The sequence below is a fragment of the Metabacillus idriensis genome (genome assembly GCF_050483325.1).
Classification (GTDB): Bacteria; Bacillota; Bacilli; order Bacillales; family Bacillaceae; genus Bacillus_P; species Bacillus_P idriensis_A.
The window spans coordinates 217,292-238,869 of the sequence record NZ_JBCMYF010000008.1 but is presented as its reverse complement, the minus strand read 5'-3'; the positions used below and the strand labels follow the sequence as shown (position 1 = coordinate 238,869).

Annotated in this window: 25 protein-coding genes; 12 read left to right on the top strand and 13 right to left on the bottom strand. The window is 38.7% G+C overall.

Annotated features, from left to right (window positions below; all coding sequences use genetic code 11):
• The 12 genes from ABEQ24_RS06025 to ABEQ24_RS05970 all read left to right on the top strand — a co-directional run bounded on the left by ABEQ24_RS06025 (position 1) and on the right by ABEQ24_RS05970 (position 9,226).
• Positions 1–1,062: a pyridoxal phosphate-dependent aminotransferase gene (locus ABEQ24_RS06025; protein ID WP_430005912.1), complete on the top strand. Its 1,062-nt coding sequence runs from the start codon at positions 1–3 to the stop codon at positions 1,060–1,062.
• Complete coding sequence (locus ABEQ24_RS06020) at positions 1,059–1,634, top strand: bifunctional adenosylcobinamide kinase/adenosylcobinamide-phosphate guanylyltransferase (protein WP_430005911.1); 576 nt, start codon at positions 1,059–1,061, stop codon at positions 1,632–1,634. The genes ABEQ24_RS06025 and ABEQ24_RS06020 overlap by 4 nt, the downstream gene beginning before the upstream one ends.
• Positions 1,631–2,389 (top strand): adenosylcobinamide-GDP ribazoletransferase, encoded by a 759-nt coding sequence (gene cobS, locus ABEQ24_RS06015; RefSeq protein ID WP_430005910.1) that lies wholly within the window; start codon positions 1,631–1,633, stop codon positions 2,387–2,389. Before ABEQ24_RS06020 ends, cobS begins: the two co-directional genes overlap by 4 nt.
• Complete coding sequence (locus ABEQ24_RS06010; RefSeq protein ID WP_430005909.1) at positions 2,341–2,958, top strand: histidine phosphatase family protein; 618 nt, start codon at positions 2,341–2,343, stop codon at positions 2,956–2,958. The genes cobS and ABEQ24_RS06010 overlap by 49 nt, the downstream gene beginning before the upstream one ends.
• A complete protein-coding gene (locus ABEQ24_RS06005; protein ID WP_430005908.1) occupies positions 2,910–3,317 on the top strand; it encodes a bifunctional adenosylcobinamide kinase/adenosylcobinamide-phosphate guanylyltransferase in 408 nt (135 codons plus the stop codon). The genes ABEQ24_RS06010 and ABEQ24_RS06005 overlap by 49 nt, the downstream gene beginning before the upstream one ends.
• 300 nt (positions 3,318–3,617) lie before the next feature.
• Complete coding sequence (locus tag ABEQ24_RS06000) at positions 3,618–4,898, top strand: MFS transporter (RefSeq protein ID WP_430005991.1); 1,281 nt, start codon at positions 3,618–3,620, stop codon at positions 4,896–4,898.
• 125 nt (positions 4,899–5,023) lie between these two features.
• Positions 5,024–5,548, top strand: coding sequence for an SRPBCC family protein (locus ABEQ24_RS05995; protein ID WP_430005907.1), 525 nt, complete (start codon positions 5,024–5,026; stop codon positions 5,546–5,548).
• 109 nt (positions 5,549–5,657) lie between these two features.
• Positions 5,658–6,449, top strand: coding sequence for a nucleotidyltransferase domain-containing protein (locus ABEQ24_RS05990; RefSeq protein ID WP_430005906.1), 792 nt, complete (start codon positions 5,658–5,660; stop codon positions 6,447–6,449).
• 54 nt (positions 6,450–6,503) lie between these two features.
• The gene (locus ABEQ24_RS05985) at positions 6,504–7,178 is read left to right on the top strand and encodes a GNAT family N-acetyltransferase (RefSeq protein WP_430005905.1); all 675 of its coding nucleotides are present in this window, start codon (positions 6,504–6,506) and stop codon (positions 7,176–7,178) included.
• A gap of 136 nt (positions 7,179–7,314) precedes the next feature.
• On the top strand, positions 7,315–8,532 hold the full coding sequence (locus ABEQ24_RS05980) for a translocation protein TolB (RefSeq protein ID WP_430005904.1): 1,218 nt from the start codon (positions 7,315–7,317) through the stop codon (positions 8,530–8,532).
• A 26-nt stretch (positions 8,533–8,558) separates the two neighbouring features.
• Complete coding sequence (locus ABEQ24_RS05975; protein WP_430005903.1) at positions 8,559–8,834, top strand: hypothetical protein; 276 nt, start codon at positions 8,559–8,561, stop codon at positions 8,832–8,834.
• 20 nt (positions 8,835–8,854) lie between these two features.
• Positions 8,855–9,226 (top strand): rRNA methyltransferase, encoded by a 372-nt coding sequence (locus tag ABEQ24_RS05970; protein WP_430005902.1) that lies wholly within the window; start codon positions 8,855–8,857, stop codon positions 9,224–9,226.
• 548 nt (positions 9,227–9,774) lie between these two features.
• Here ABEQ24_RS05970 and rbsK read toward each other — a convergent pair.
• The 13 genes from rbsK to ABEQ24_RS05905 form a co-directional block, all read right to left on the bottom strand.
• The gene (gene rbsK, locus ABEQ24_RS05965) at positions 9,775–10,656 is read right to left on the bottom strand and encodes a ribokinase (RefSeq protein WP_430005901.1); all 882 of its coding nucleotides are present in this window, start codon (positions 10,654–10,656) and stop codon (positions 9,775–9,777) included.
• A gap of 34 nt (positions 10,657–10,690) precedes the next feature.
• On the bottom strand, positions 10,691–11,971 hold the full coding sequence (locus ABEQ24_RS05960; protein WP_430005900.1) for a TRAP transporter large permease: 1,281 nt from the start codon (positions 11,969–11,971) through the stop codon (positions 10,691–10,693).
• Positions 11,972–12,472, bottom strand: a complete 501-nt coding sequence (locus ABEQ24_RS05955; protein WP_430005899.1) for a TRAP transporter small permease — start codon at positions 12,470–12,472, stop codon at positions 11,972–11,974.
• A gap of 63 nt (positions 12,473–12,535) precedes the next feature.
• Positions 12,536–13,606 carry a TRAP transporter substrate-binding protein gene (locus tag ABEQ24_RS05950; RefSeq protein ID WP_430005898.1) on the bottom strand — a complete coding sequence of 357 codons (1,071 nt, stop codon included), beginning with the start codon at positions 13,604–13,606 and terminating at the stop codon, positions 12,536–12,538.
• Positions 13,607–13,619: 13 nt separating this feature from the next.
• Entirely contained in the window at positions 13,620–14,096 is a 477-nt protein-coding gene (locus tag ABEQ24_RS05945; protein WP_430005897.1) for an RpiB/LacA/LacB family sugar-phosphate isomerase, read from the bottom strand.
• A gap of 104 nt (positions 14,097–14,200) precedes the next feature.
• A complete protein-coding gene (locus ABEQ24_RS05940) occupies positions 14,201–15,220 on the bottom strand; it encodes a LacI family DNA-binding transcriptional regulator (protein WP_430005896.1) in 1,020 nt (339 codons plus the stop codon).
• Between the two features lie 293 nt (positions 15,221–15,513).
• Positions 15,514–15,819, bottom strand: coding sequence for a Zn-ribbon domain-containing OB-fold protein (locus ABEQ24_RS05935; RefSeq protein ID WP_430005895.1), 306 nt, complete (start codon positions 15,817–15,819; stop codon positions 15,514–15,516).
• Between the two features lie 5 nt (positions 15,820–15,824).
• On the bottom strand, positions 15,825–16,961 hold the full coding sequence (locus tag ABEQ24_RS05930) for a thiolase domain-containing protein (protein ID WP_430005894.1): 1,137 nt from the start codon (positions 16,959–16,961) through the stop codon (positions 15,825–15,827).
• Entirely contained in the window at positions 16,958–18,439 is a 1,482-nt protein-coding gene (locus tag ABEQ24_RS05925; protein WP_430005893.1) for a class I adenylate-forming enzyme family protein, read from the bottom strand. Before ABEQ24_RS05925 ends, ABEQ24_RS05930 begins: the two co-directional genes overlap by 4 nt.
• Positions 18,427–18,915 carry a PPC domain-containing DNA-binding protein gene (locus ABEQ24_RS05920; RefSeq protein ID WP_430005892.1) on the bottom strand — a complete coding sequence of 163 codons (489 nt, stop codon included), beginning with the start codon at positions 18,913–18,915 and terminating at the stop codon, positions 18,427–18,429. The genes ABEQ24_RS05925 and ABEQ24_RS05920 overlap by 13 nt, the downstream gene beginning before the upstream one ends.
• A 27-nt stretch (positions 18,916–18,942) precedes the next feature.
• On the bottom strand, positions 18,943–19,713 hold the full coding sequence (locus ABEQ24_RS05915; RefSeq protein ID WP_430005891.1) for an SDR family NAD(P)-dependent oxidoreductase: 771 nt from the start codon (positions 19,711–19,713) through the stop codon (positions 18,943–18,945).
• A gap of 32 nt (positions 19,714–19,745) precedes the next feature.
• On the bottom strand, positions 19,746–21,080 hold the full coding sequence (locus ABEQ24_RS05910) for a TRAP transporter large permease (protein WP_430005890.1): 1,335 nt from the start codon (positions 21,078–21,080) through the stop codon (positions 19,746–19,748).
• Entirely contained in the window at positions 21,077–21,568 is a 492-nt protein-coding gene (locus ABEQ24_RS05905; RefSeq protein ID WP_430005889.1) for a TRAP transporter small permease, read from the bottom strand. Before ABEQ24_RS05905 ends, ABEQ24_RS05910 begins: the two co-directional genes overlap by 4 nt.
• Positions 21,569–21,578 lie beyond the last annotated feature (10 nt).

Here is a 21,578-nt window from a genome sequence, read left to right as displayed (position 1 = left end):
ATGTGGCCACAGCACGGCGGTAAAACGGCAAGAATGAAAGCTGTTCTAAGAAATAAGGGAATTAAAAAGAAAGAGTTCCTCGATTTTAGCGCCAACTTAAACCCGCTTGGAACACCAGCGGCAATACTCAAAGCCATGCAAGAAAGCATCACTCACACAAGTAATGTTTACCCTGATCCTGAGTATCCGGAAGAAAGAGCTATACTGGCAGCTTTTGAAGGGGTAAAACCTGAAAACATTCTCCTGACAAATGGAGGAGCAGAAGCTATTTTCCTTGCCGCAAGACTTTTCAAGAATGGGAAAGCAGGCATCTTTCAGCCGACATTCAGCGAATATGAACGTGCTTGCCTCAGTAATGATATTGAGGTGACCTATCTGAGCTATAAGGAGTTAGAGACGGGTTCCGGAAAGTTTAATAGCGATGTGGTGTTTTTGTGCAGACCCAACAATCCATCTGGACAAATAATTTCTAAGAAAGCGGTAGTAAAGCTCATGGATTATGCTAGCCTGAATAATCAAGCAGTCATCATTGACGAGGCCTTCATTCATTTTACAGAAATGGACGAAAGTCTGGAAGGACTGCTGCAGCACTATTCCAATCTCATCATCATTCGCTCCCTTACCAAAATATATGCCGTGCCAGGAATAAGATCAGGCTATATATTAGCCAGTCATTCCATCATCAAGAAAATTGAAGCCATGTCCGTTCCATGGAGCGTCAATTGTGCTGCTCTTGGCATGATTCATGCTTTGCCGCATACATATGATCATTTGGCAGAAACAAAGAAATGGCTGCAGGCAGAATGGAAGCATCTAAAAACGGAGCTTCAAGCATTAAACTTCAGCATTTCAGATTCTATGGTCAACTTTTATTTATTAAACGATCCGCTGCTTAAAAACCACGAACCCCTGCTTTTATACCTTGCAAATGAAGGGATTCTTGCAAGGCATACGCTGAATTTTCACGGGATAGAAGGATCCTCTATCCGCCTTGCAATCCGGACAAGAGAGGAAAATGAAAAGCTGCTTGCTGCCTTAAGGAAATGGAGAAAAACATCATGATTACCTTTATCTCAGGCGGAGCACGGTCCGGGAAAAGCAGTTTAGCAGAAAGAATGGCATTGGACACAGCTAAAGGGGAGAAACCCTACTATATTGCAACCGCAGCTGAAGATACGGGAGAGGATATGGCTGAGAGGATAGCGTTGCATAAAAGAGACAGGGGAGATGTATGGCTGACCATTGAAGAAGCCTTTTTTATTGATCAAACTCTCAAAAATCTCCCAGACAAAACTGTAGTTTTGATAGATTGTTTAACCGTCTGGACGAGCAGTTTAATGTTCAGCGAAAACCTTTCATCAAACGATATAGTGAAAAGGTTAGAAAGGACATTATCAATTGCCCGTAAAAAGGAATGTACCCTTTACATTGTGTCAAATGATGTGAATGAAGGATTTCCTATTCAGGACAAATATGTTGCAAATTATATAAGCTGTCTTGAAGATTTACATAAACTGACTGTCAGAGAAGCAGACACAGTACTTGAAGTCATCTGCGGAATACCGGTCGCCTGGAAGATCAATGGCGTCCTGACAAAAAATGTTTCAAAGATTTCTTCTGGAGGACCACTATGAAACTAATGATGTATGGAGCGATTCTTGCTCTTCAATTTCTGACAAGGATTCCTCTTCCGGTGAATTGCCCAATGGATCACAAAACCCTTAAATGGGCACTGCGGTTTTATCCTTTAGCAGGCTTCGCAATAGGAGGAACACTGTATCTTGTCTATTATTTATTGAATGGACTGCTTCCGCTCTATATGCTGACACTTATCCTCCTTACTCTGTGGGTTTTCCTGTCAGGAGGTCTCCATTTAGACGGTGTCATGGATGTGGCAGACGCCGTTGGTTCTAACGGAAGTACAGAAAAAAAGATTGAGATATTAAAAGACTCGCGGGCAGGAAGTTTTGCGGTGCTGAGCGCTGTCTTTTTGCTGCTTTGGAAGAGTGTGCTGTTATATGCATTTTTAGAGGGTAACGGGAACAGTCTGTTTTTGCTCGCAATTCCCATGTTAGCCCGGTTTCAGGCTTTATTGCAGCTTTTCTTTTTCCGTCCTTTTCAAAACAAGGGAATGGCGCATTACTGGAAACAGCATTTATCAAAGCGGGACGTGTTCATCGCAGCCTGCTTGCTTCTTCCATTTGCAGCCTTCCCGGTGACTTTTTCTATAATGTTTTTCCTGCAGGTCTGCTTTTCTTATCTCTTCGGAAAATGGGCTGTAGGACAGTTTCAAGGAATAAACGGAGATACAGTCGGTGCATCAATTGAGGGGGCTGAGCTTTGGAATCTCGCCGTACTTTACAGCTTATTCTTATTCGGCATGGGATGACGGAATGGAATAAAGATAAACGATATTTAGGCCATACGGACCTGCCTGTAATGGAAGATTCATTAATAGAATATGAATCTCTAAAAAAATACCTTGATAACCATCTTCCTGATATTGTCTTCTCGAGCGATTTACTCCGATGTCAGCAGACGGCAGCTTTTTTGTTTCCTGAAGAAGCCACTGTTCAAGACTCGCGCTTGCGGGAAATCAGTTTCGGAACCTGGGAAGGCAAAACATATGAGGACTTAAAACATGATTCTCATTATTCCAGCTGGCTTGATAACTGGGAGATTACAAGCACGCCGGACGGAGAAAGCGGCATTGCATTTCATGATCGGGTTTCATCTTTCTTATCGGAGATTCAGAAATCCAAATTCAGCCGTGCAGCCATTATAACTCATGGCGGGGTGATTAGAAAAATCGTATCTGAACTTGTTCCGGAAGCTTCATTCTGGGACACTTCTGTATCTTTTGGAAAGGGCATTGTACTTGAGCTGAAATCAGAAAGGGGGACATGGAAATGCATCTCATTATCGGAGGAGCCTTCAGCGGGAAAAGAGCCTTTGTGAAGAGGAAATGGCACAATGCCACATGGGTTTCAGCATATGAAGGCCATAAAATGCTTCAGTGGAAAGAAAATAATTCTTCAAAAGCACCGCTTGTTTTGGAAGGATTCGAACAATGGATCATGGAAGACAACAATGATGCTTCTAACCTTAGAGAAAACTGCCGAATTTATTTGAATGAGTTGGCCGAGCTTGAGAGGGAAGTTATTATGATCATGCTTGAGACGGGAAAAGGCATTGTCCCCATTTCAGAAAAGGAACGGACGACAAGAGATCTTTTAGGCTGGATTCAGCAGGATGCTGCAGCACTATGCAAGGACGTTTACTACATCTGGCATGGGTTGGCTAAAAAAATGAAATAAAAGATAAAGAAGGGCAGCAGCCCTTTTTTTGTTTAAGAAAAAAGAGTAGCTCTAATTTCCAATAATCGTATATAATTTTCTTTGTACCTTCTTAAGATCTCTTTTTTATGCAAAGCAGAAGGGGTTTATAGGGAAGGAACAGAATATAAATGACGAATGATTTTGAGAAATGGCATTATATTTAGAAAGTGCGTGTTGTTTCTTGGTCTGAAATGATAGATGAAAGGGGAACATGGGGGTAAAAAGATTTATTTGCATCATTAATGCAAGAATTTTTCAAGCAGGAAAGGCATGATGAAAATGGAAAAAAACATAGCTGAAGCTTTGCCCGCACACGGGAAGCCTTCAGGAAACTTATTTAAAAACAGGATCGTACTTGCGATCATGGGCTCAAACTTTTTACTTCAGCTTGGCATCTGGATCAGAAATTTTGCTATCTTATTATACGTTACTGACCTTACCGGCAATGATCCTGTATATGTATCTCTTATCTCCATTGCTGAGTTCGCCCCGATATTTATTTTTTCTATTATTGGAGGGACATTTGCCGACAGGTGGAAGCCTAAACTTACCATGGTATGGTGTGACATACTCTCGGCCGTTTCAATCTTTGTTGTTCTGCTGACTTTGATTTACGGTTCATGGCATGCCATTTTCTTTGCAACATTGGTTTCAGCGATTCTTTCGCAATTCTCGATGCCATCAGCTATGAGACTGTTAAAACAGCACGTTCCAGAAGAGCAGCTGCAATCTGCCATGGCTATTTTTCAATCCTTAATGGCTGTCTTTATGGTAATCGGTCCAGTAATCGGAACTCTTGTTTACCAATCCTACGGCATCTATACCTCAATCATTGTGATGGGAGTTATGTTCCTTTTATCTGCTGCCGTTTTGACCTTCTTGCCGCGTGATCTTGAAAAAGTTCAAACAGAAGAAGAATCAAGTTTCAAGAAGGAACTAGCAGACGGCTTCCGATATGTCATCGGGAAAAAAGTTCTGACTACAATGGGCGGCGTTTTTGCAGCCTGCGGTCTGGCAGTCGGATTAATCTCTCCGCTGATGATTTTTATTACAATTGAAAATCTTGGTTTGTCCAAAGATTTTCTGCAGTGGCTGATCATGGCGAACGGTATCGGAATGCTTGCCGGAGGCGGTATTGTCATTGCCTTTTCTAAAAAAATCTCGCCTCAAAAGCTTCTTGCAATCGGAATCTTCTCAAGCATGATTTTTACCATCAGCATCGGATGGTCAACGAGCTTTCCGCTTACTATTGGTTTACAGCTGTTAAACGGCATGTTTTTCCCATGCATCCACATTGGAATCAATACACTGATTCTTAAAAATACAGATGAATCATTTGTTGGCCGTGTCAACGGTGTTCTTAATCCTCTGTTTATGGGGATGATGGTTGCCGGCATGTCCCTATCAGGGATTCTGAAGACACCGCTGACACTATCAGGGGTTTACACAGTTTCAGGCGTACTTTTCTTACTTGGAACACTGCTGATTCTTCCGCTATTTAAAATAAATGACGATACAATGGTTTCTAATCAAGCTGTGCAAGTTGGCGAAGAAAGATAGTCATTCAGTAAAGAAGTGCTTCCATCAGATGGGAGCACTTTTTTATGTAATAATATTTCATGCAGGAATTAACGCCCTGCAGGAAGAATGACATAGGGTAAATCAATTTTTGGGAGGAACCTGATATGTCATTAAACAAAGGGATCGTCAACATGACTTCACGTATTGAAGGCAAAGAATTGATTATGGAGAGAACCTTTCATGCTGCGAGAGAACTTGTATTTAAAGCATTCTCTGACTCGAAGCACCTGGAAAGCTGGTGGGGGCCGCAAGGATGGAAAACAGAAAATAAAACGTTTGAATTTAAACAAGACGGTGTTTGGCACTATTGCATGCGCTGCGAGGATAAAAACCAGGGTGACTTTTATGGGATGGAATCGTGGGGCAAAGCGATTTATAAAGAAATTGCCGTACCAGAAAAAATAGTCTATGCCGATGCATTCTCAGATTCAGACGGCAGCATATCAGATCAAATGCCTGAAATGATCACTACCATGCTGTTTGAAGATTCGGGTGAAAATACAAAACTCACAGTCCGTTCCCGATTCCCGTCAGAAGATGAATTGAAGAAAGTTGTTGAAATGGGAGTCGAAGAGGGTATGGCTTCCCAGTTTGACTGTTTGGATGAAGTGCTCGCAGAATGGAAATAAGAAAGTTTTGAAGAGGCTGCTGCGGCAGTTTCTTTTTTTTCTAAAAATCCTTCAGAGGATGAAAATGGTCATGTATACTTATAAGAAAAATCATTTGGGAGATTACAACATGAAAGAGCAAATACTTGAAGTGCTGAAAGAAATTGAAGAAACTCATGGGGTGAAAATTCTCTATGCCTGCGAATCCGGCAGCAGAGCATGGGGATTCCCTTCAAAAGACAGTGACTATGACGTTCGATTTATCTATATACATAAAGCGGAACATTACTTAAGCATTGACCCTGTTGGAGTCGGCTCCAATCGTGATGTAATTGAACGTCCGATAAATGATCTTCTGGATGTGTCTGGCTGGGACCTGACAAAGGCGCTTAAGCTATTCAGAAAATCAAACCCGCCTTTAATGGAATGGATGAAGTCTCCAATTGTTTATTATCAGGCTTTTTCAACAATTGATAAAATGGCAGCTCTGCAAACAGAGGTATTTACTCCTCATTCTGCCATTTATCACTATTTGAATATGGCAGGCAATAACTACCGCGAGTATTTGCAAGGAGATACAGTACGAATTAAAAAATACTTTTATGTACTTCGGCCGATACTTGCAGCCAGATGGATTGAGAAGCTCGGTGAATTTCCTCCGATGGAATTTCAAGTACTCCTTGATGAAATGCTGCAGGGTGGTTTGCTTAAAGATGAAATTTTGACTTTGCTTGAACGGAAGATCAGCGGTGATGAATTAGACAGAGAACCTAAAATTGATGGTATTAATGAGTTTTTAGATTCTGAACTCATCAGACTGAAAGAGTACGCAAAACAATTGAATATAAAGAATGAAGATCCTACTTCAAAATTAAACAGGATCTTCAGGGACACGCTTAAAGAGGTTTTGCAAGCAAAATAGGCAGAATCATTCACAGCACATCAATGCAAGTAATTTAAAAGAAGGCAGGAAATAATGAAGATTACATGGAAAGAAATCACAGACAAGCATTCGAATCATTTAGATGAGGTTTTCAACCTTTATAACAAGACATTTCCATTCGAAGTAAGGGAGCCAGCATCCACATTTTTAAAAGGGATGGCCTATGCAGAAAATGAAAAGCTTAACACGTTTCGGTTAATAGCGGGATTTGAGGGAGAGAATATGGTTTCCTTCGCAACAGGACATTATTTGGCTGACGTAAACTCAGGCTTTATCGTTTATATAGTTACTAATCCTTCAGTGAGAAGCAAAGGATTAGGCGCAATAACACTAACAAAAATAGAAGAATTATTAAAAGAAGACGCTATAGCAGCGGGGAATTCATCTCTAAGATCTTTGATCCTGGAAACAGAAACTGAGGAAATGGCCCATACAGCAGAAGAAAAGGAGGACTGTATGAAGAGAAAGAGATTTTTTGAAAGAAATGGCTATATCCAGTTTGAAGAAATGAATTATCTGCAGCCTCCGCTGCATACAGGTGACAGCCCTGTCCCATTAAATCTTTATTTAAAAACCTTGAAAAAAGCGGAAATATCGGCGTATGAGGTTAAAGAAATTGTTAGAGCTGTGTATAAAGAAAAATATGAAAAAGTGAATGAGATTGATAAAAGTGTACTCACTGGTTGTTTAGATTTGATGAAGTGTTAAATGTGGCATACATAAAAAAACTCTTAGACGATTTCAGTCTGGGAGTTTTTTTATGTATTGGTTTTACGTAAATTAGATTTAAACAGCAACATGAATAGATTGAAACTGGACATCTTAGATATAGGAGGGATGTTCCATGGGGATTAAAGTTTTGTTTGTTTTTATCATAAGTTTTCTCACTTATTTACCGATAACTTCGGCCGAAGTCACGCTTAAAGCTGCATTTATACGAGATCATCAGCTTTGGATGATAGATAACGGCCAAGAATATCAACTAACAACTGGCCGTTATGTTTATGACCCAAAGTGGTCGTTTGATGGCAGGTTTATTGCATATTTAGACGGGGACAAAAATGGTGAAAAGATGTATTTGTTTGTTTATGATACGAAACAAAAAAAGAACTATCAGCCCTATCCAACAGCTGAAACAAGAAATTTCCAATGGTCACCATCCTCAAACCAATTGGCTTACAATTCTTTCGGAGTGCTGAATGTAACCAAAACTGAAAACGGAATCCCGAAAGGCTTCGAAAATGTATCTCTTGGAGTAAGCGATTTTGGCTGGTTTCCAGATGGAAAGTCATTCATCGTATCATCACAAGCAAATTTATTGCCAACAGGATGGGGACCTGTTCATCTTTTCAAAGTACCTGTGGATGCTCAGCTTGATACAACCAAAATCAAGCCATTTTATACGATTAAAACAAATACTTCTGACCTGTTTGCAGTTGATGCCAACCTTTTTAAATGGAGTTCAGATCAATCCTGGCTGAGCTTTCTTGCAACACCTACAGCCTCATGGTCAGCTGATAGCAACACGCTGTGTGTATTGTCAGCATCAGGGACCAATTTTCAACCTGTAGGGCAAATGCTTATTTATGAAGATTGGATACAATGGGCTCCTTCAGAAAATAAACTAGCCTACATCTCCGGTGAAGGCAGATTTTTCGTTCAAAATAAAAAATCGGTCATAGCAGATATTCCAGCTGCAGCTAATCAAAAAGAATATACACCAGCAGGTTATGTGGATCTTGATATTGAATGGCTGTCTAAGGACGAAGTCATTGTTTCACGGGCAAAAGAAAATAAAGAGTGGGAAGAGGGTCCAGTCCCGGAAATGAATACCTCTCTATATGTTGTTAACATAAGATCAGGAAATCAAAAGCAGCTTACATACCCTAATAAACATGAAGCAGATACAAACCCACAATTCGTTCATCCATATATTACTTGGATCAGAAAAGGCAGCAATGGAGAAGTTTGGATTAAAGAAGGAATACATGCTCCTGAAAAGCTTTGGCTAGAGAATGTGGATGGGGATTTGACATTTTATAAAAAAACTGACATATACTAACTGATTTCTATCCTTGATAATCGGGATTGATTGAAGGCGATGGCTGGGTACAAAAAACAGGATATGTTTTAAACATTACTACCGCAAGTAAGCATTTTGCTAATGGATTATTGTTAACGTTCCAAAATTGGGATCTTCGTTCTGAAAGTACGACTGTATTAAGTCAATCTAAAAATGTCATATATCGTGTTTGGGTTAAAGGAAAGTATGAACTACCTAAACTGGCAGAAATTATATATAATAACAATACTGTAATATATGATTCTCTAAAAAGAGAAAGAATGACACAGCGTCTAGACTAATTGAGCGGGAGAGAAAAAATATGTGGAAATTAGTAAACGGGAAATTAATTCAACAAACTGATACTTCAAGGGTGAAATTTAGAACGAACGTCAGCAAATCTATCATTGAACAATTAAATACATATGCTGCCGAACACAATTCACATCCTAATTACTTATTGGAAAGCGGATTACAAACTGTGCTGGATCAAGGTGTTATTACTTATAATAAAAAACTCAGACCAAAAGACAGAATTCAATTTAAAACAACTTACGATAAGGAATTACTGACAATGGTTAAAGAATTTGCTAAGACTCATGAATTATATGTTAATGACGTATTAGAATACAGCGTAAACTTTATAAATTTTGATAATCTCAAAAAGAATGGACATAAACACAGAATAGAGTAGGCTGGTTAGTAACCGGTTTAATTTATAACAACGCCCCCACCATAATATATATTATAGGTAGTTAATCTGTAAGATATATAATCCGTCTCACAAGCTAAGTAAACTTAAGATAGTGAGACGAAATGAAAAATTTAAGCATTTCTACTTTAGCTTCATTAAAATTATTAAATTGCTAAATTCATTTATTAACTACATTCAGCTTTAACTTGATTTTTTATTGAATGATAGTTGTATTTCAAATACTCTGGTTCGCTCCATTAGTTTGCGGCAGTTGCCAAACACACATTTAGTTGTAAGTTTGATCTTTATAATTTTTATATGTCCTCTCTTGTTTAGTTTAGTTAGTTTACATAATAAATCTGAATTTAATACATTTCATGAGTCTGGTCTTTTTTATTTTGTATACAGCAGCTTCTCTAATATTTGTTTTATCTCTTATTGTCTGAGAACAATGTTTATATGTTGTTTATTTAGAACATAGTTTAATTTAATTTTCAATTTGTAACCCATTCCGATAAATAAAAAAAACACTGCTTTCAGCAATGTTCTTAACCAAGTCTTTTATTCAATAAGATCTTTTTTACTTCTTCTATAAATGGCATGCCGCCTTGAGCCCCAAATTTCGTCACACTTAGAGCAGCTGCAGCATTTCCAAAACGGCATGCTTGTTCTAGTGAATCTCCTTTACTCAAAGATACTGCTAACGCTCCATTAAAGGTATCCCCGGCGCCTGTAGTATCAACAACTTTCACCCGGTGTGCCTCAATACATTTTTCTTTACCATTTTCAGTAAATATAACTCCTTTAGAACCGTGAGTTACGATCATTTTTTCCTGAATTGGTTTATTGTTTTTAAAATATGTCATTTCATGTTCGTTTGGTGTTAAATAATCAACCATCTCGAGCAGTGAGTTAGGAAGCTTCTCGATTGGAGCTGGATTTAATAAGATTTTCACACTATGTTTTTTTGCTAATTCCGCAGCTTTAATCACTGAGGAGAGCGGTATTTCTAATTGAAGTAATAACAGATCACTTTCAGCTATTACCTCTTCATTCTCACTTATCAATTCTGGGGAAAGAAGATCATTTGCTCCTGGAACAATTATGATGCTGTTATCTTGATTGCTTACTGTAATGGAAGCAATTCCGGTTGAACTTCCTTTTATTACATTCAGATGATCCACTTGAATATTTTCTTTATACAAACGGTCTTTTAACTCTTTTCCGAAATCATCAGACCCGACGCAGCCTATTAAAGTGACATTCGCACCAAGCCGGGAGGCAGCTACAGCCTGATTTGCTCCTTTCCCGCCTGGAAATGTTTTAAATGTTGAGCCTTTTATTGTTTCTCCCTGGACAGGGAAAGAAGAAGCTGTTGTGACTAAATCCATGTTTATACTTCCTACAACGGTTATTCTCGGCGTAATCAATCTTCCACCTCCAATTTATACACAAATATAACGATCATTCTTTTAACAATAAATCAGGTAAAAAAGTAATGATTTCCGGTACAAACATGAACAATAGCAGCAATCCTAACAAGGTCAGTAAAAATGGTATTATTTCTTTAGTGAATTCAATAATGCTGCTGTTTGATATTCCAGTTGCAACATACATAATAACACCTACAGGCGGCGTGATTGTGCCAATCATAACATTTATGGCAAGTATGACTCCATAATGCAGTGGATCAATTTGAAATTGAGCCAGTAAAGGAAGAACAACTGGCGTAGTAATAATAATGATTGCCGTACCATCTAAAAAGCACCCTAGAACTAGTAAGATTATCATTAACAAAAGCAAGATAATGATTGAGGAATCCGATATGGATTGAAATACTTCAAGCAGTCTTTGCGGACCCTGTTCAAAAGCCATGATCCATGCGAAAGGTGCTGATGCCGCTATAATGATGCCGACACTTGCTGTCATTTTAACAGATTCTAATAATTTTTTCGGTATTTCCCGCCATTTCAGATCACGATAGATAAAGATCCCGACAAATAAAGAATAAATAACAGCTATTACTGCAGATTCAGTTGCCGTAAATAAACCTGAGAAAATTCCGTAAATGATGATTATGGGCATTAAAAGTGCCCAAATGGCCTCTTTAAAAGCAAACATGATTTTTTTAAGGCCTGCCTTATTTCTTTTTTCAAGGTTTCTCTTTTTGGCAATAATATAGGCGATCACCATTAAAGACATACTCATCATCAGGCCTGGAATAGCACCTCCTAAAAACAGTTTTCCGATTGAAACTCCTGCTATACTGCCATATAAAATCATAGGAATGCTGGGAGGAATAATGGGGCCAACTGTAGCGCTGGCACCTAAAATCGCTGATGCAAATCCTTTGCCGTATCCTCTTTTTACCATAGAAGGTATCAAAGCTGTGCCTGTTGCAGCAGCATCTGCTACTCCTGACCCTGAAACTCCTGACATAAAAACATTTGATACAACAGTTACGTGTGCCAAGCTACCTCTTATGTGCCCAACAAGTGTTTCTGAAAAATTGATTAACCTCTTTGTAATTCCACCTGCTTCCATTAGTCCTCCTGCCAAAATAAACAAAGGTATGGCTAATATCGGAAAAGAATCCAATCCAAGTGCAAGGCGTTGCGGCAATGTCTCTAATGTTATTGATCCTCCAAATATTACGGCTATAAAGGAAGAACCTAATAGAGCAAAACCAACTGGAACGCCAAGAATCAGCAACAGCAGCAGTCCGCATATCAATAAAATCAGCATTTAGATTTCAACACCTTTGTTTATATTGTTGTTCAGAGTCCAGTCGCCTTTCCAAACACTGCAAGCATCAATTAATGTATAAATAAACATTAGGCTGCAAGAAACAGGTACTGATAAATAAATGATTCCGGTTGGGATTCCTAGACTTGTTGTTGGTACCATCCAGGTTTGTTGTGTTATCGTCCAGCCGTACACAATCATAAATCCAAATAAAGTCAGTAACCCAATTTGTATGGAAAAATAGATGCTTTTTTGTATTTTCTTTGGCAGAATGGTTAATAAAAAATCAATGGCTATATGTTTTTTACTTTTTAATGCAGCTACTGATCCCAATAGCACGTTCCAAATAAAGCAATACCTGGCCAGTTCATCTGTCCATACGATTTGCACCTCAAATAAACGGGCAAAAACTCCAAGTGCTACAGCTATGCACATGATGAGAAAAAATAGACAGGCCGTTATTTCTTCAATGTTTTTTAACATCCATTTTCCTCTAGTCATCTTTTTATCTCCTTATTATTAAGCTGAATCATCTTATGAAAGTTGATCCAGCTTAACATGATATTACTTTTGAGCATCCTTAATCTTTTCATAATATCCATTTCCTAATTTATCCTCAAAAGCTTTATAAGTATCTTTTGTCGCAGCTTTATAAGCTTCAATATCAACGTCAACAACCTTCATGCCACTTTCTTTTAAAAGATTTAATTCTTCTTCATTCGCTTTTAATTGCAATTCAGACATGTATTCACCAGATACAGCCATAGCATCAGTGATCATTTTTTTCTGATCCTTTGTTAATCCCTTCCACCAATTTAGATTAACTGCCGGCAATTCATTCTGTGTCATATGACCAGTTAAATTGACAACATTCTGTACTTCCTGAAACTTATTTGTATAAATTTGATTAATAGAGTTTTCCTGAGCTTCAATAGTCCCCGTTTTAAGAGACATGTATACTTCTGTAATATTCATTGGGGTGACATTTGCTTTTAATAATCTAAATGGTTCTGTATGTGCAGTTGCATCTGGAGTCCTGATTTTTAAACCTCTTATTTTCTCTGGTGTTTCAATTGTTTTATCTCTTGTTGTCACATGGCGATCCCCAACCCACCAGACCGCTTCAGGGAAAATCTCTAATCCAGCTTCCTTGCTTTGTAAAGCAATTTCTTTATAAGCATCTGTTTTTGCCAGTTTTTGAAAGTATTTATATTTTTCTCTTTCATTTTTCCCTTCGATTATATATGGAAGTGTTAATACCGAAGCCTTTGGTACAAAATTTGAAAGAACGGCTGCCGAGGGTATGGTCATATGAATTGTTCCGATCTGTGTACTTTCCACTAAGTCCTTTTCATTACCAAGCTGGCCTCCTGGTATGACCTGCACTTCCATTGTACCGTTTGATTTTTCTTCAATAATTTCTTTAAATTTTATGGACCCCTTATGGATGGCGGATTGGTCATTCGTTACATGTCCTAATTTTATGACCATTTTTTCAGAATCCTTAACTTTATTAGAAGAATTATTCCCAGAGGGTTCAGATCCCGCAGAATTAGCACCGCATCCGGCTAAAAGCAATGCAATAAAAAGAGAGACAAATAAATAGATTTTATACCTTTTCATAGGATTGTTCATTTGGACTCCTCCTCTATTTAGTATTCAGATTTACAATTTTTTGAGCATATTCATTCTCCATCAACTGCAGCTTCCTAACTCTTCTTCTAAATTCTTCTTCAGTACTGAATGCTGCGTTTAAAAAAGACTCAACAAGTTCTGTCATAATGACTGGGCCAATGATTTGAGCACCAATGCACATAACATTTACATCATCATGTTCAACACATTGATGAGAAGAATAAATATCGTGACAAACAGATGCCCGGATACCTGGAATTTTATTTGCTGCTATACATGCGCCTACTCCTGTTCCGCAAACTAAAATGGCTCTCTCTGCTTCACCGATTAGAACTGCCTCACATACTTTTTTCGTAATATCCGGGAAATCTATTGGATCACTGCTAAAACAGCCAAAATCCTCAACCTCATGCCCCAGTTTTTTGATAGCGTTTACAACTTCTTGTTTTAATGGAAAACCTGCATGGTCTCCTCCTACAATAATTTTCATTTTTTATCCTCCTTAAAAAATTATAAGTAAACAATTAACTGATTTAATCAAAAATCCTGTTAAATCAGTTAATCGATTAACTAAACTCACAAAAAATAGATTTATTAAATCTTACAACCGCAAGATTCCCTGATGATCATTGCGGGTTCTAAATAGATAACCTTTTGATTTGTAAGCTCTTTTCCATTAATATTAGCGATTACAAGCTCAGCTGCCTGTGTACCCTGTTCATATGCAGGCTGACTGATAGTGGATAAAGGCGGTTCAACTATGTCAGCCCAATCCGATTCGTCATAGCCGACAATTGCAAGATCCTGTCCTATCTTCAGGTTTGTTTCTTTAATATATTTATAAGCTCCTAAAGTCATAGAATTGTTTGCAATAAAACAGGCATCTGTTCTTTCACCGCTGTTAATAAGCTCCTTCATCAAATCATACCCGCTTTTGATATCAAAATTTCCTATTTTTATTAATTTCTCATCAATTGTCAGACCATAATCTTCCATAGCCCGCTTATATCCAATCAATCGATCTCTGCCAGTACTGTACGTTTGAGGACCTGATATGATTGAGATCTTTTCATATCCATGATTAATTAGGTGTTCAGCTGCAAGATAAGACCCTCTTATATTATTAGTCATGACCGTTTTCATTAAAGCGCTTTCAGGAGATCGGTTTAAAAATACGATAGGAATATTTGCACTTTCAAGGTGTTTTATGTATTCTTCTTTATTTCCTGATGATGAAATAATTAATCCATCAATTCTTTTGCCTATTAAGATATCTAAATACTCCTGTTCTTTCACTGCATTTGATTCAGTGTTGCATAGGAGGATATTATATCCATTTTTATTAGCTTCATATTCTATCCCTCTTACTACTTTTGAAAAAAACGGATTCGTAATATCTGATATTAGGACACCAATTAATTTTGTCTCTTGGACTCTTAAGCTTTTTGCTAAAGCATTTGGCCGGTAATTAAGCGTTTCCATTGCATCGAGTACTTTTCTTTTTACATCTTCACTTACAAACTTTGTATTATTTGTAACATTTGATACTGTTGCAGTAGATACTCCCGCTAAATTTGCTACATCTTTAAGTGTTGCTTTCATTTTCTTATCCAATTTGATCAACCTTCACTGTTATTTAATCGATTAACTAGAATTTATCTTATATTCTGAAAATTGTCAACACTTTAATCGTGGTTAACTTAAAATAAATTTGTTTTTAAAATTGATTTTCGCAGCTTGATCGTCTGCAGTTTTACATCTTACCTTCTTGAATACTCGTAAAATAAAAAAACAAAAGATATTCTCTTTTTGTTTTCCCTTATAATGGATAGGTATTAAATATATAAAAACCTATGGACCACTTAATGACAGTGATTCATAGGTTAAAACCTTTCATATTTTTTTATTCACAAATTAAAAGTGTAAACTCCATCTTCAAATGAAGTCAATTTAACACTGTCGTTTATGCTTACCTCATCTCTTATTCTCCCGGTAACCCGATCTCCCGAGGCTAAATCGACAACAACGATATAATAAGGAGTTAAATGTTTGAATTCTTCAGACGAGATATGAATCTTTGTGAACGAATAAACTTTGCCAGTTCCATCTGTTTGCTGCTGATTGAATTCTGTTGACTTGCATGCCGGACACACAATTCTGGATCGGACTGATGATTTACCGCATGATGCACATACAAACTTTTCAAAGTTCACATTGATCACCGCCTATTCTCGAAAATATGGACTGTTGAATAAGAGCCAGTTCCGCCTAGGTTTTGAGCAAGGCCGATTTTTGCACCGGCTACTTGATTACATGCGTTTCCTCTTAATTGACTTACGATCTGATAAATCTGCGCAATTCCGGTTGCTCCGATGGGATGTCCGCGTGAAAGCAGTCCTCCGCTGGTATTAACCGGCACCTTGCCGCCGTGTTTTGTTAAACCCTGTTCGACCGCTTTCCATCCCTCCCCTTTTTTTGCAAATCCCAGCGCCTCTATTGCCAGAATTTCAGTCATGGTAAAACAATCATGAATCTCGGCAACGTCGATATCATCCGGACCAAGTCCTGCCTGTTCATAGGCTTGTCCCGCTGATTCTTTTATTGCTGTTATAGTCAGAAGGTCTTCGATTTCCTGCGCTTGAGTAGGCCCTGAAGCTTGCGAGGATGAACGCACAACGATCCCCTTAACTCCTCTGGTTAAAATAATTGCTGCTGCTCCGTCTGTAATTGGCGAACAATCAAACAGTCCAAGAGGATCTGTTATCATTCTGGCATTCATTATTTCTTCCAGTGTTGCCGCTTCCCGATATTGCGCCTTAGGGTTGTGAATGGCATAGTCCCGGTTTTTCTTGGCTACCATGGCTAAATGTTTTTTTGACGCATCTGTTTCATAAAAGTACCGATTTGCTAAAATGCCGAAGAATCCCGGAAATGTAAGCCCTGCTTTTTTCTCATTGGATTCAGTGTCCATAGCACCGTTTATTGCCTGCATAACTGTTTCGGTTGATGCATGTTTCATTTTTTCGACACCAGCGACCAATACCGTGTCATAGACTCCGGCCCGTATCATTTCATAAGCATGCCTGAATGCGATTCCCCCGCTTGCGCATGCACCTTCCATCTTTGCAGTTGGAATTGGCCCTAAACCTAAATCATGCGCAATGACAGAACCCAGTATTTCTTGTTCAGCTAGAACACCAGACATGAAATTCCCGGCGAATACGGCGTCTATGCGTGGAAATTCTGCTTCCTTCAGTGCACTTAAACTGGCTTCTAAAAGCAGATCTTTTACTGACCGGTCTCGGTGTGTACCGAACTTGGTCATGCCTATCCCTGATACTGCTGCTTGATTCATGTATGAACACCTCCATGGAGCTGTTTTACTTCCCGCTTTAAAATTTTTCCGTATGGGCTTTTTGGAAGCTGATCTAAAATCCGAATGACTTTAGGCTTTTTAAAGCTTGCTAAATGCTGCATGCACAGATTGATGAGCTCTTCTTCATCTGCTGTTTCACCGTCTTTAAGAACTACGTATGCTGCGATCTTTTCACCCCATTGTTCACATGGCAGGCCGATGACACATGTTTCTTTTACTGAAGAATGCTTATTTAATACTTCTTCTATTTCACGGGGATAAATATTCAGCCCTCCTGAAATAATGACCTCTTTTTTTCTGTCAACAAGATGGAGGTACCCATTTTCATCCGCCCATCCTAAATCACCTGTGTAAAGCCAGCCATCCTTCAATGTTTCAGAAGTCGCTTCAGGATTCTCCCAATAGCCTTTCATCACGAGTGACCCCTTGCAAATGATTTCGCCGATTTTCCCCTGTTCAACGCTGTTCCCAGCTTCATCAACAATTTTCATTTCCACAAATGAACCTGTTAATCCACAGGATTCCAGGTGATTTTTAAGCTCTTTTCTCGGCATGACCGTAATGGTCATCGGAGCCTCAACCTGGCCGTATGTCTCTACAAAAATATCTCCCGCTTGAGAGATGGCGGCACTCAGTTTGCTTGACGCGATTGGAGAGCCGGCCATATTAATGGTTTTAACATACTGAAGTTTCTTTATATCAAATGCTGTGCTTTGAAATAATAAATTGACAATCGTGGGAACTAAAAATATGACGCTTACTTTGTCCCTGTATATATCCTCTAAAAAATCTTCAGGATCAAATTTGTCATAGACAATTTGAGTTAACCCAAAGATCCATGAAGCATGAGAAAGAAAATTGGAGCCATGAGTCAAAGGCGCAACATGGCCTATGACATCTCCCCATGTAATCTCACAAGACATAGCAAGAGATAAGGCACTTGAAATAATATTTCGGTGTGTCAGCATAACGCCTTTAGGTTTACCAGTTGTGCCCGAGGTGTACATGATGGCAAATACATCATCTTCATTTATTTGCTCGTTAATAACACACTTCTCCATTGCTGCAAGCAGGCCCTCATATTGGTTCGCGACACTGATTTTTCTTATGCCAGACTCTATTTGATTTAGAAGCTTATCTTCTCCGATGACAATTTTAGTCCCTGATTGCTTTAACATATACTCATGCTCTTTTGGATGCAGGCGATAATTAAGCGGAACTTTGATGAAACCGCCAAATGCACACGCCAGATCAAGTTCAATATGTTCAATTCGGTTTGACATTAATGCAGCTAACCGATCACCTTTCTTCATTCCCATGTTCCTCAGAATCGTTACAAGTTTGTATGCACGTTCTCCTAATTGAGCATAAGTGAATGAACGAAAACGATCTTTCACAGCCAATTTAGGACCAAACTGAATAATCGCCTTTTGCGCATAGCCAGCTATTGTTTCCATTCCGGCAGCTCCTCTTTTCCATAAAAATTAAAAATACGGAAGCCCATTTCAGGATCTTTCTCTCTTTTAACAACAGCATTTGAAACAACTGCAACTGTAAATTCAATCGTAATGGCCACCTTGTTTCCGCCTTCTATAAAATGTCCTCCGGATATGGTTCCTGTCTCATCTATAAAGACACCATGAAAATGGATATCTAACCTTCCATCTTCTTTGATTCCTATAAAACCTGTTCCATTTAGCAGTTCAACAGGTCTTGCTTCTTTTATTGGCTTTGTATAAGAAAGCGTGCCGTTTTCATGCTTGAGTTTCATATAGCTTACTGTTTTCAATGAACCTATACACGAAAAACTGCCTGCCTTTATGCCATGCAGTTCACACTGTCTTAAGATTCCTGTCAGCAGATCATCATCTTTTGAGAGCGTTCCTATCAGAAAACTGCTCTTTGCATCATAAACTGAATGAGATTTCCGCATTTCATTCCTCCTGATCTTATCTCTTTCTTAAGCAAAGACAGCTCCGCCGCATACTCTCAGGACCTGCCCTGTCGTGTAGCCTGCTTCAGGAAGGCTGAAGTAGAAGGCGGCTTCAGCAATATCTTCCGGAAGTCCCATCCTTTTTACAACCTGGTTGTCGAGATTATATGCAATTCCTTTCGTGATGGCGGATTCCACTGCTCCTGGTGCAACACTATTGCATGTAATACCATTAGAGCCAAGCTCTTTTGCAGCCCATTTTGTAAGAGCGATGACTCCGCCTTTGCTTGCCGCATAGGCTGGACCTGATCTGCCTTTTAAACTATCAGGATCAAAGCTTGAAACAGCCCCCCCATTTATTCCTGAAATTGAACTAATATTTATGATTCTTCCATAATTGCGTGAAATCATATGAGGGTAAACGACTTTTTGCATGAAGAAAAAAGTTGCTTTTAGATTTGTATTTAAATCCTGATCCCACATGTCTTCAGTCATTTCTTCCAAGTCGAACCTGCTGCATGTTCCTGCATTATTTACTAGAATATCTATACGGCCGAATTCTTGAATCGTCTCGTCTACTACCGTTTGAATCGCCGCAATATCACGGATATCAACTTGATGAGATCTAACTTGTATGTCTGGAAAATGATTTGTGACTTTATCAATCATTTCACTTGCCTCAAGCACATCTACAATCACGATATGAGCTCCTTCTCCTGCAAGACGATAGGCTATTCCCGCTCCTATTCCTCTTGACCCTCCTGTTACAATGGCTACTTGACCTTTAAGCTTTTCCATAAAATAACCTCCTATTTAGTAATAAAAATGGATTAAACTCCGAATAAATCAGGTAAAAATGTAGATATAGCAGGGATATACGTAAGTAACAGCAGCACGATGACAGCTGCGATTAAAAATGGCAGAATTGCTTTTGAAATATGATGAAGCTTTACATTGCCTATGCCACAGGCAACATACAGGTTTATGCCGACAGGCGGAGTAAATAATCCTATAGCCAGATTAACAGTCATAAAGATGCCGAAAACAGTCGGATCGATATTGAAATGAATAATGACTGGAATCAGGATAGGAACGAAGATGTAAAAAGCTGAAATAGCATCTATAAAGGCGCCGGCAATAAGTAAAATAAGATTAATAATCAATAAAATGATAATTGGATTTGAACTGATGGATAAAAGAGAATTGGCCATATTCTCAGCTATTTGTTCTGTTGTAATGATGTAGGCAAACAAAGAGGCAGAACTTACAATTAACATGATAACGGCTGTTTGAGCTGCAGATTCATAGAGGATGCGGTAAATAGTTGAAAATTTCAGTTCTTTATAAATAAAGATCCCTACAAAAAATCCGTAAAATACAGCAATAACTGCTGCTTCAGTTGGAGTGAAAATCCCGCCATAAATACCGCCAAGAATAATGATCGGCATCAGGAGACCCCAAATCGCATCCTTAAAGGCCTGAAATGTTTCTTTAGGTGTTGCTTTCAATCTCTCCTCAAGGGCTGCAGCAACTTCATTTACTTCAATATTTTGTTTCAATAAATCACGTTTTTTCACATAGATTGCGGCTGCAATAAATCCTGCTCCTAATAATAGACCAGGTACGACACCTGCAATAAATAATCTTCCGATTGAAACATTTAATTGATCGCCTGCTACAACAGCAAATACGATCATTGCTATACTTGGCGGGATAACAATGCCGATTGCGCCTGAACTTGCTAATAGAGCACTGGCAGATTCTTTCTTCATTCCATTCTTCACTAATGCTGGAATCAGAATTCCTCCAATTGCTGCTACTGTAGCGGGGCCAGATCCTGAAATAGCAGCAAAAAAGATAGCTGTAAAAACAGTAACCAGAATGATGCCGCTTTTATAATGCCCCACACATACATTTGCAAAATGAATTAACCGCCTGGAAATTCCCGCATACTCCATAATGACACCTGCAAGGATGAAAAATGGGATCGCAAGCAGAGTAAACTTGGCTATACTTGGATATAAAACATCAGGAAGCAAGGTTAAGCTTGACGGGCCCCAATTTAACAAGAGAACTGAAATAGAGGATGCCGCAAGTGCTATTGCGATAGGAATCCTGATCAGGACCAATAGTGCGAAGAGACCGAATAACAAAAGAGCATTCATGCTTTCACCCCTCTTTCTGATTGTTTAGTAATAGTTGCCCATTCGGCAGCACCTGCCTCAATGGCCCGATAGAGACAGAACAGACAGCCTATTGGGAAAACAAGTGAAAACATCCATTGATTGATTCCGAGAGAAGGTGTGATTAAGTTTCTTTCCATTTGAAAACGGACCATTTCATACCCATAATAAGCAAACAGGATAAAAACAGCTGAAATGAGAGCGGTTCCAAAAATAATCAGTATTTTTTGGCCTAACAGACCAGATTTCTCAAACAGCAAGGAAAAGCCAAGATGAGCATTTTTTCTAAGTCCTGCAGCAGCACCAAGGAAGGTGAGTAAGACAAAGAGGTTTATAGTAATCTCTTCTGTAAAGGATAGAGAGTAATGAAAAAAGTACCTGGTTATTACATTAGCAAACGTAATGACAGACATCGTCAGCATAGTTGCGGCAAGAAAAAAGTTTTCAATGCAGCTGATCACTTTTGACATAACCAATCAT

Excerpts from the sequence above, each read along its gene's own strand:
- ABEQ24_RS05910 (WP_430005890.1), bottom strand. The coding sequence starts at position 21,080 with ATGAATGCTCTTTTGTTATTCGGTCTCTTCGCACTATTGGTCCTGATC.
- ABEQ24_RS05930 (WP_430005894.1), bottom strand. The coding sequence starts at position 16,961 with ATGAATCAAGCAGCAGTATCAGGGATAGGCATGACCAAGTTCGGTACA.
- ABEQ24_RS05945 (WP_430005897.1), bottom strand. The coding sequence starts at position 14,096 with ATGAAAATTATTGTAGGAGGAGACCATGCAGGTTTTCCATTAAAACAA.
- ABEQ24_RS05990 (WP_430005906.1), top strand. The coding sequence starts at position 5,658 with ATGAAAGAGCAAATACTTGAAGTGCTGAAAGAAATTGAAGAAACTCAT.
- ABEQ24_RS05960 (WP_430005900.1), bottom strand. The coding sequence starts at position 11,971 with ATGCTGATTTTATTGATATGCGGACTGCTGCTGTTGCTGATTCTTGGC.
- ABEQ24_RS06000 (WP_430005991.1), top strand. The coding sequence starts at position 3,618 with ATGGAAAAAAACATAGCTGAAGCTTTGCCCGCACACGGGAAGCCTTCA.
- ABEQ24_RS05950 (WP_430005898.1), bottom strand. The coding sequence starts at position 13,606 with ATGAACAATCCTATGAAAAGGTATAAAATCTATTTATTTGTCTCTCTT.
- ABEQ24_RS06020 (WP_430005911.1), top strand. The coding sequence starts at position 1,059 with ATGATTACCTTTATCTCAGGCGGAGCACGGTCCGGGAAAAGCAGTTTA.
- cobS (WP_430005910.1), top strand. The coding sequence starts at position 1,631 with ATGAAACTAATGATGTATGGAGCGATTCTTGCTCTTCAATTTCTGACA.
- ABEQ24_RS05925 (WP_430005893.1), bottom strand. The coding sequence starts at position 18,439 with ATGGAAACAATAGCTGGCTATGCGCAAAAGGCGATTATTCAGTTTGGT.
- ABEQ24_RS05905 (WP_430005889.1), bottom strand. The coding sequence starts at position 21,568 with ATGTCAAAAGTGATCAGCTGCATTGAAAACTTTTTTCTTGCCGCAACT.
- ABEQ24_RS05970 (WP_430005902.1), top strand. The coding sequence starts at position 8,855 with ATGTGGAAATTAGTAAACGGGAAATTAATTCAACAAACTGATACTTCA.
- ABEQ24_RS05915 (WP_430005891.1), bottom strand. The coding sequence starts at position 19,713 with ATGGAAAAGCTTAAAGGTCAAGTAGCCATTGTAACAGGAGGGTCAAGA.
- ABEQ24_RS06025 (WP_430005912.1), top strand. The coding sequence starts at position 1 with ATGTGGCCACAGCACGGCGGTAAAACGGCAAGAATGAAAGCTGTTCTA.
- ABEQ24_RS05920 (WP_430005892.1), bottom strand. The coding sequence starts at position 18,915 with ATGCGGAAATCTCATTCAGTTTATGATGCAAAGAGCAGTTTTCTGATA.
- ABEQ24_RS05985 (WP_430005905.1), top strand. The coding sequence starts at position 6,504 with ATGAAGATTACATGGAAAGAAATCACAGACAAGCATTCGAATCATTTA.
- ABEQ24_RS06005 (WP_430005908.1), top strand. The coding sequence starts at position 2,910 with ATGCATCTCATTATCGGAGGAGCCTTCAGCGGGAAAAGAGCCTTTGTG.
- ABEQ24_RS05995 (WP_430005907.1), top strand. The coding sequence starts at position 5,024 with ATGTCATTAAACAAAGGGATCGTCAACATGACTTCACGTATTGAAGGC.
- ABEQ24_RS05980 (WP_430005904.1), top strand. The coding sequence starts at position 7,315 with ATGGGGATTAAAGTTTTGTTTGTTTTTATCATAAGTTTTCTCACTTAT.
- ABEQ24_RS05955 (WP_430005899.1), bottom strand. The coding sequence starts at position 12,472 with ATGACTAGAGGAAAATGGATGTTAAAAAACATTGAAGAAATAACGGCC.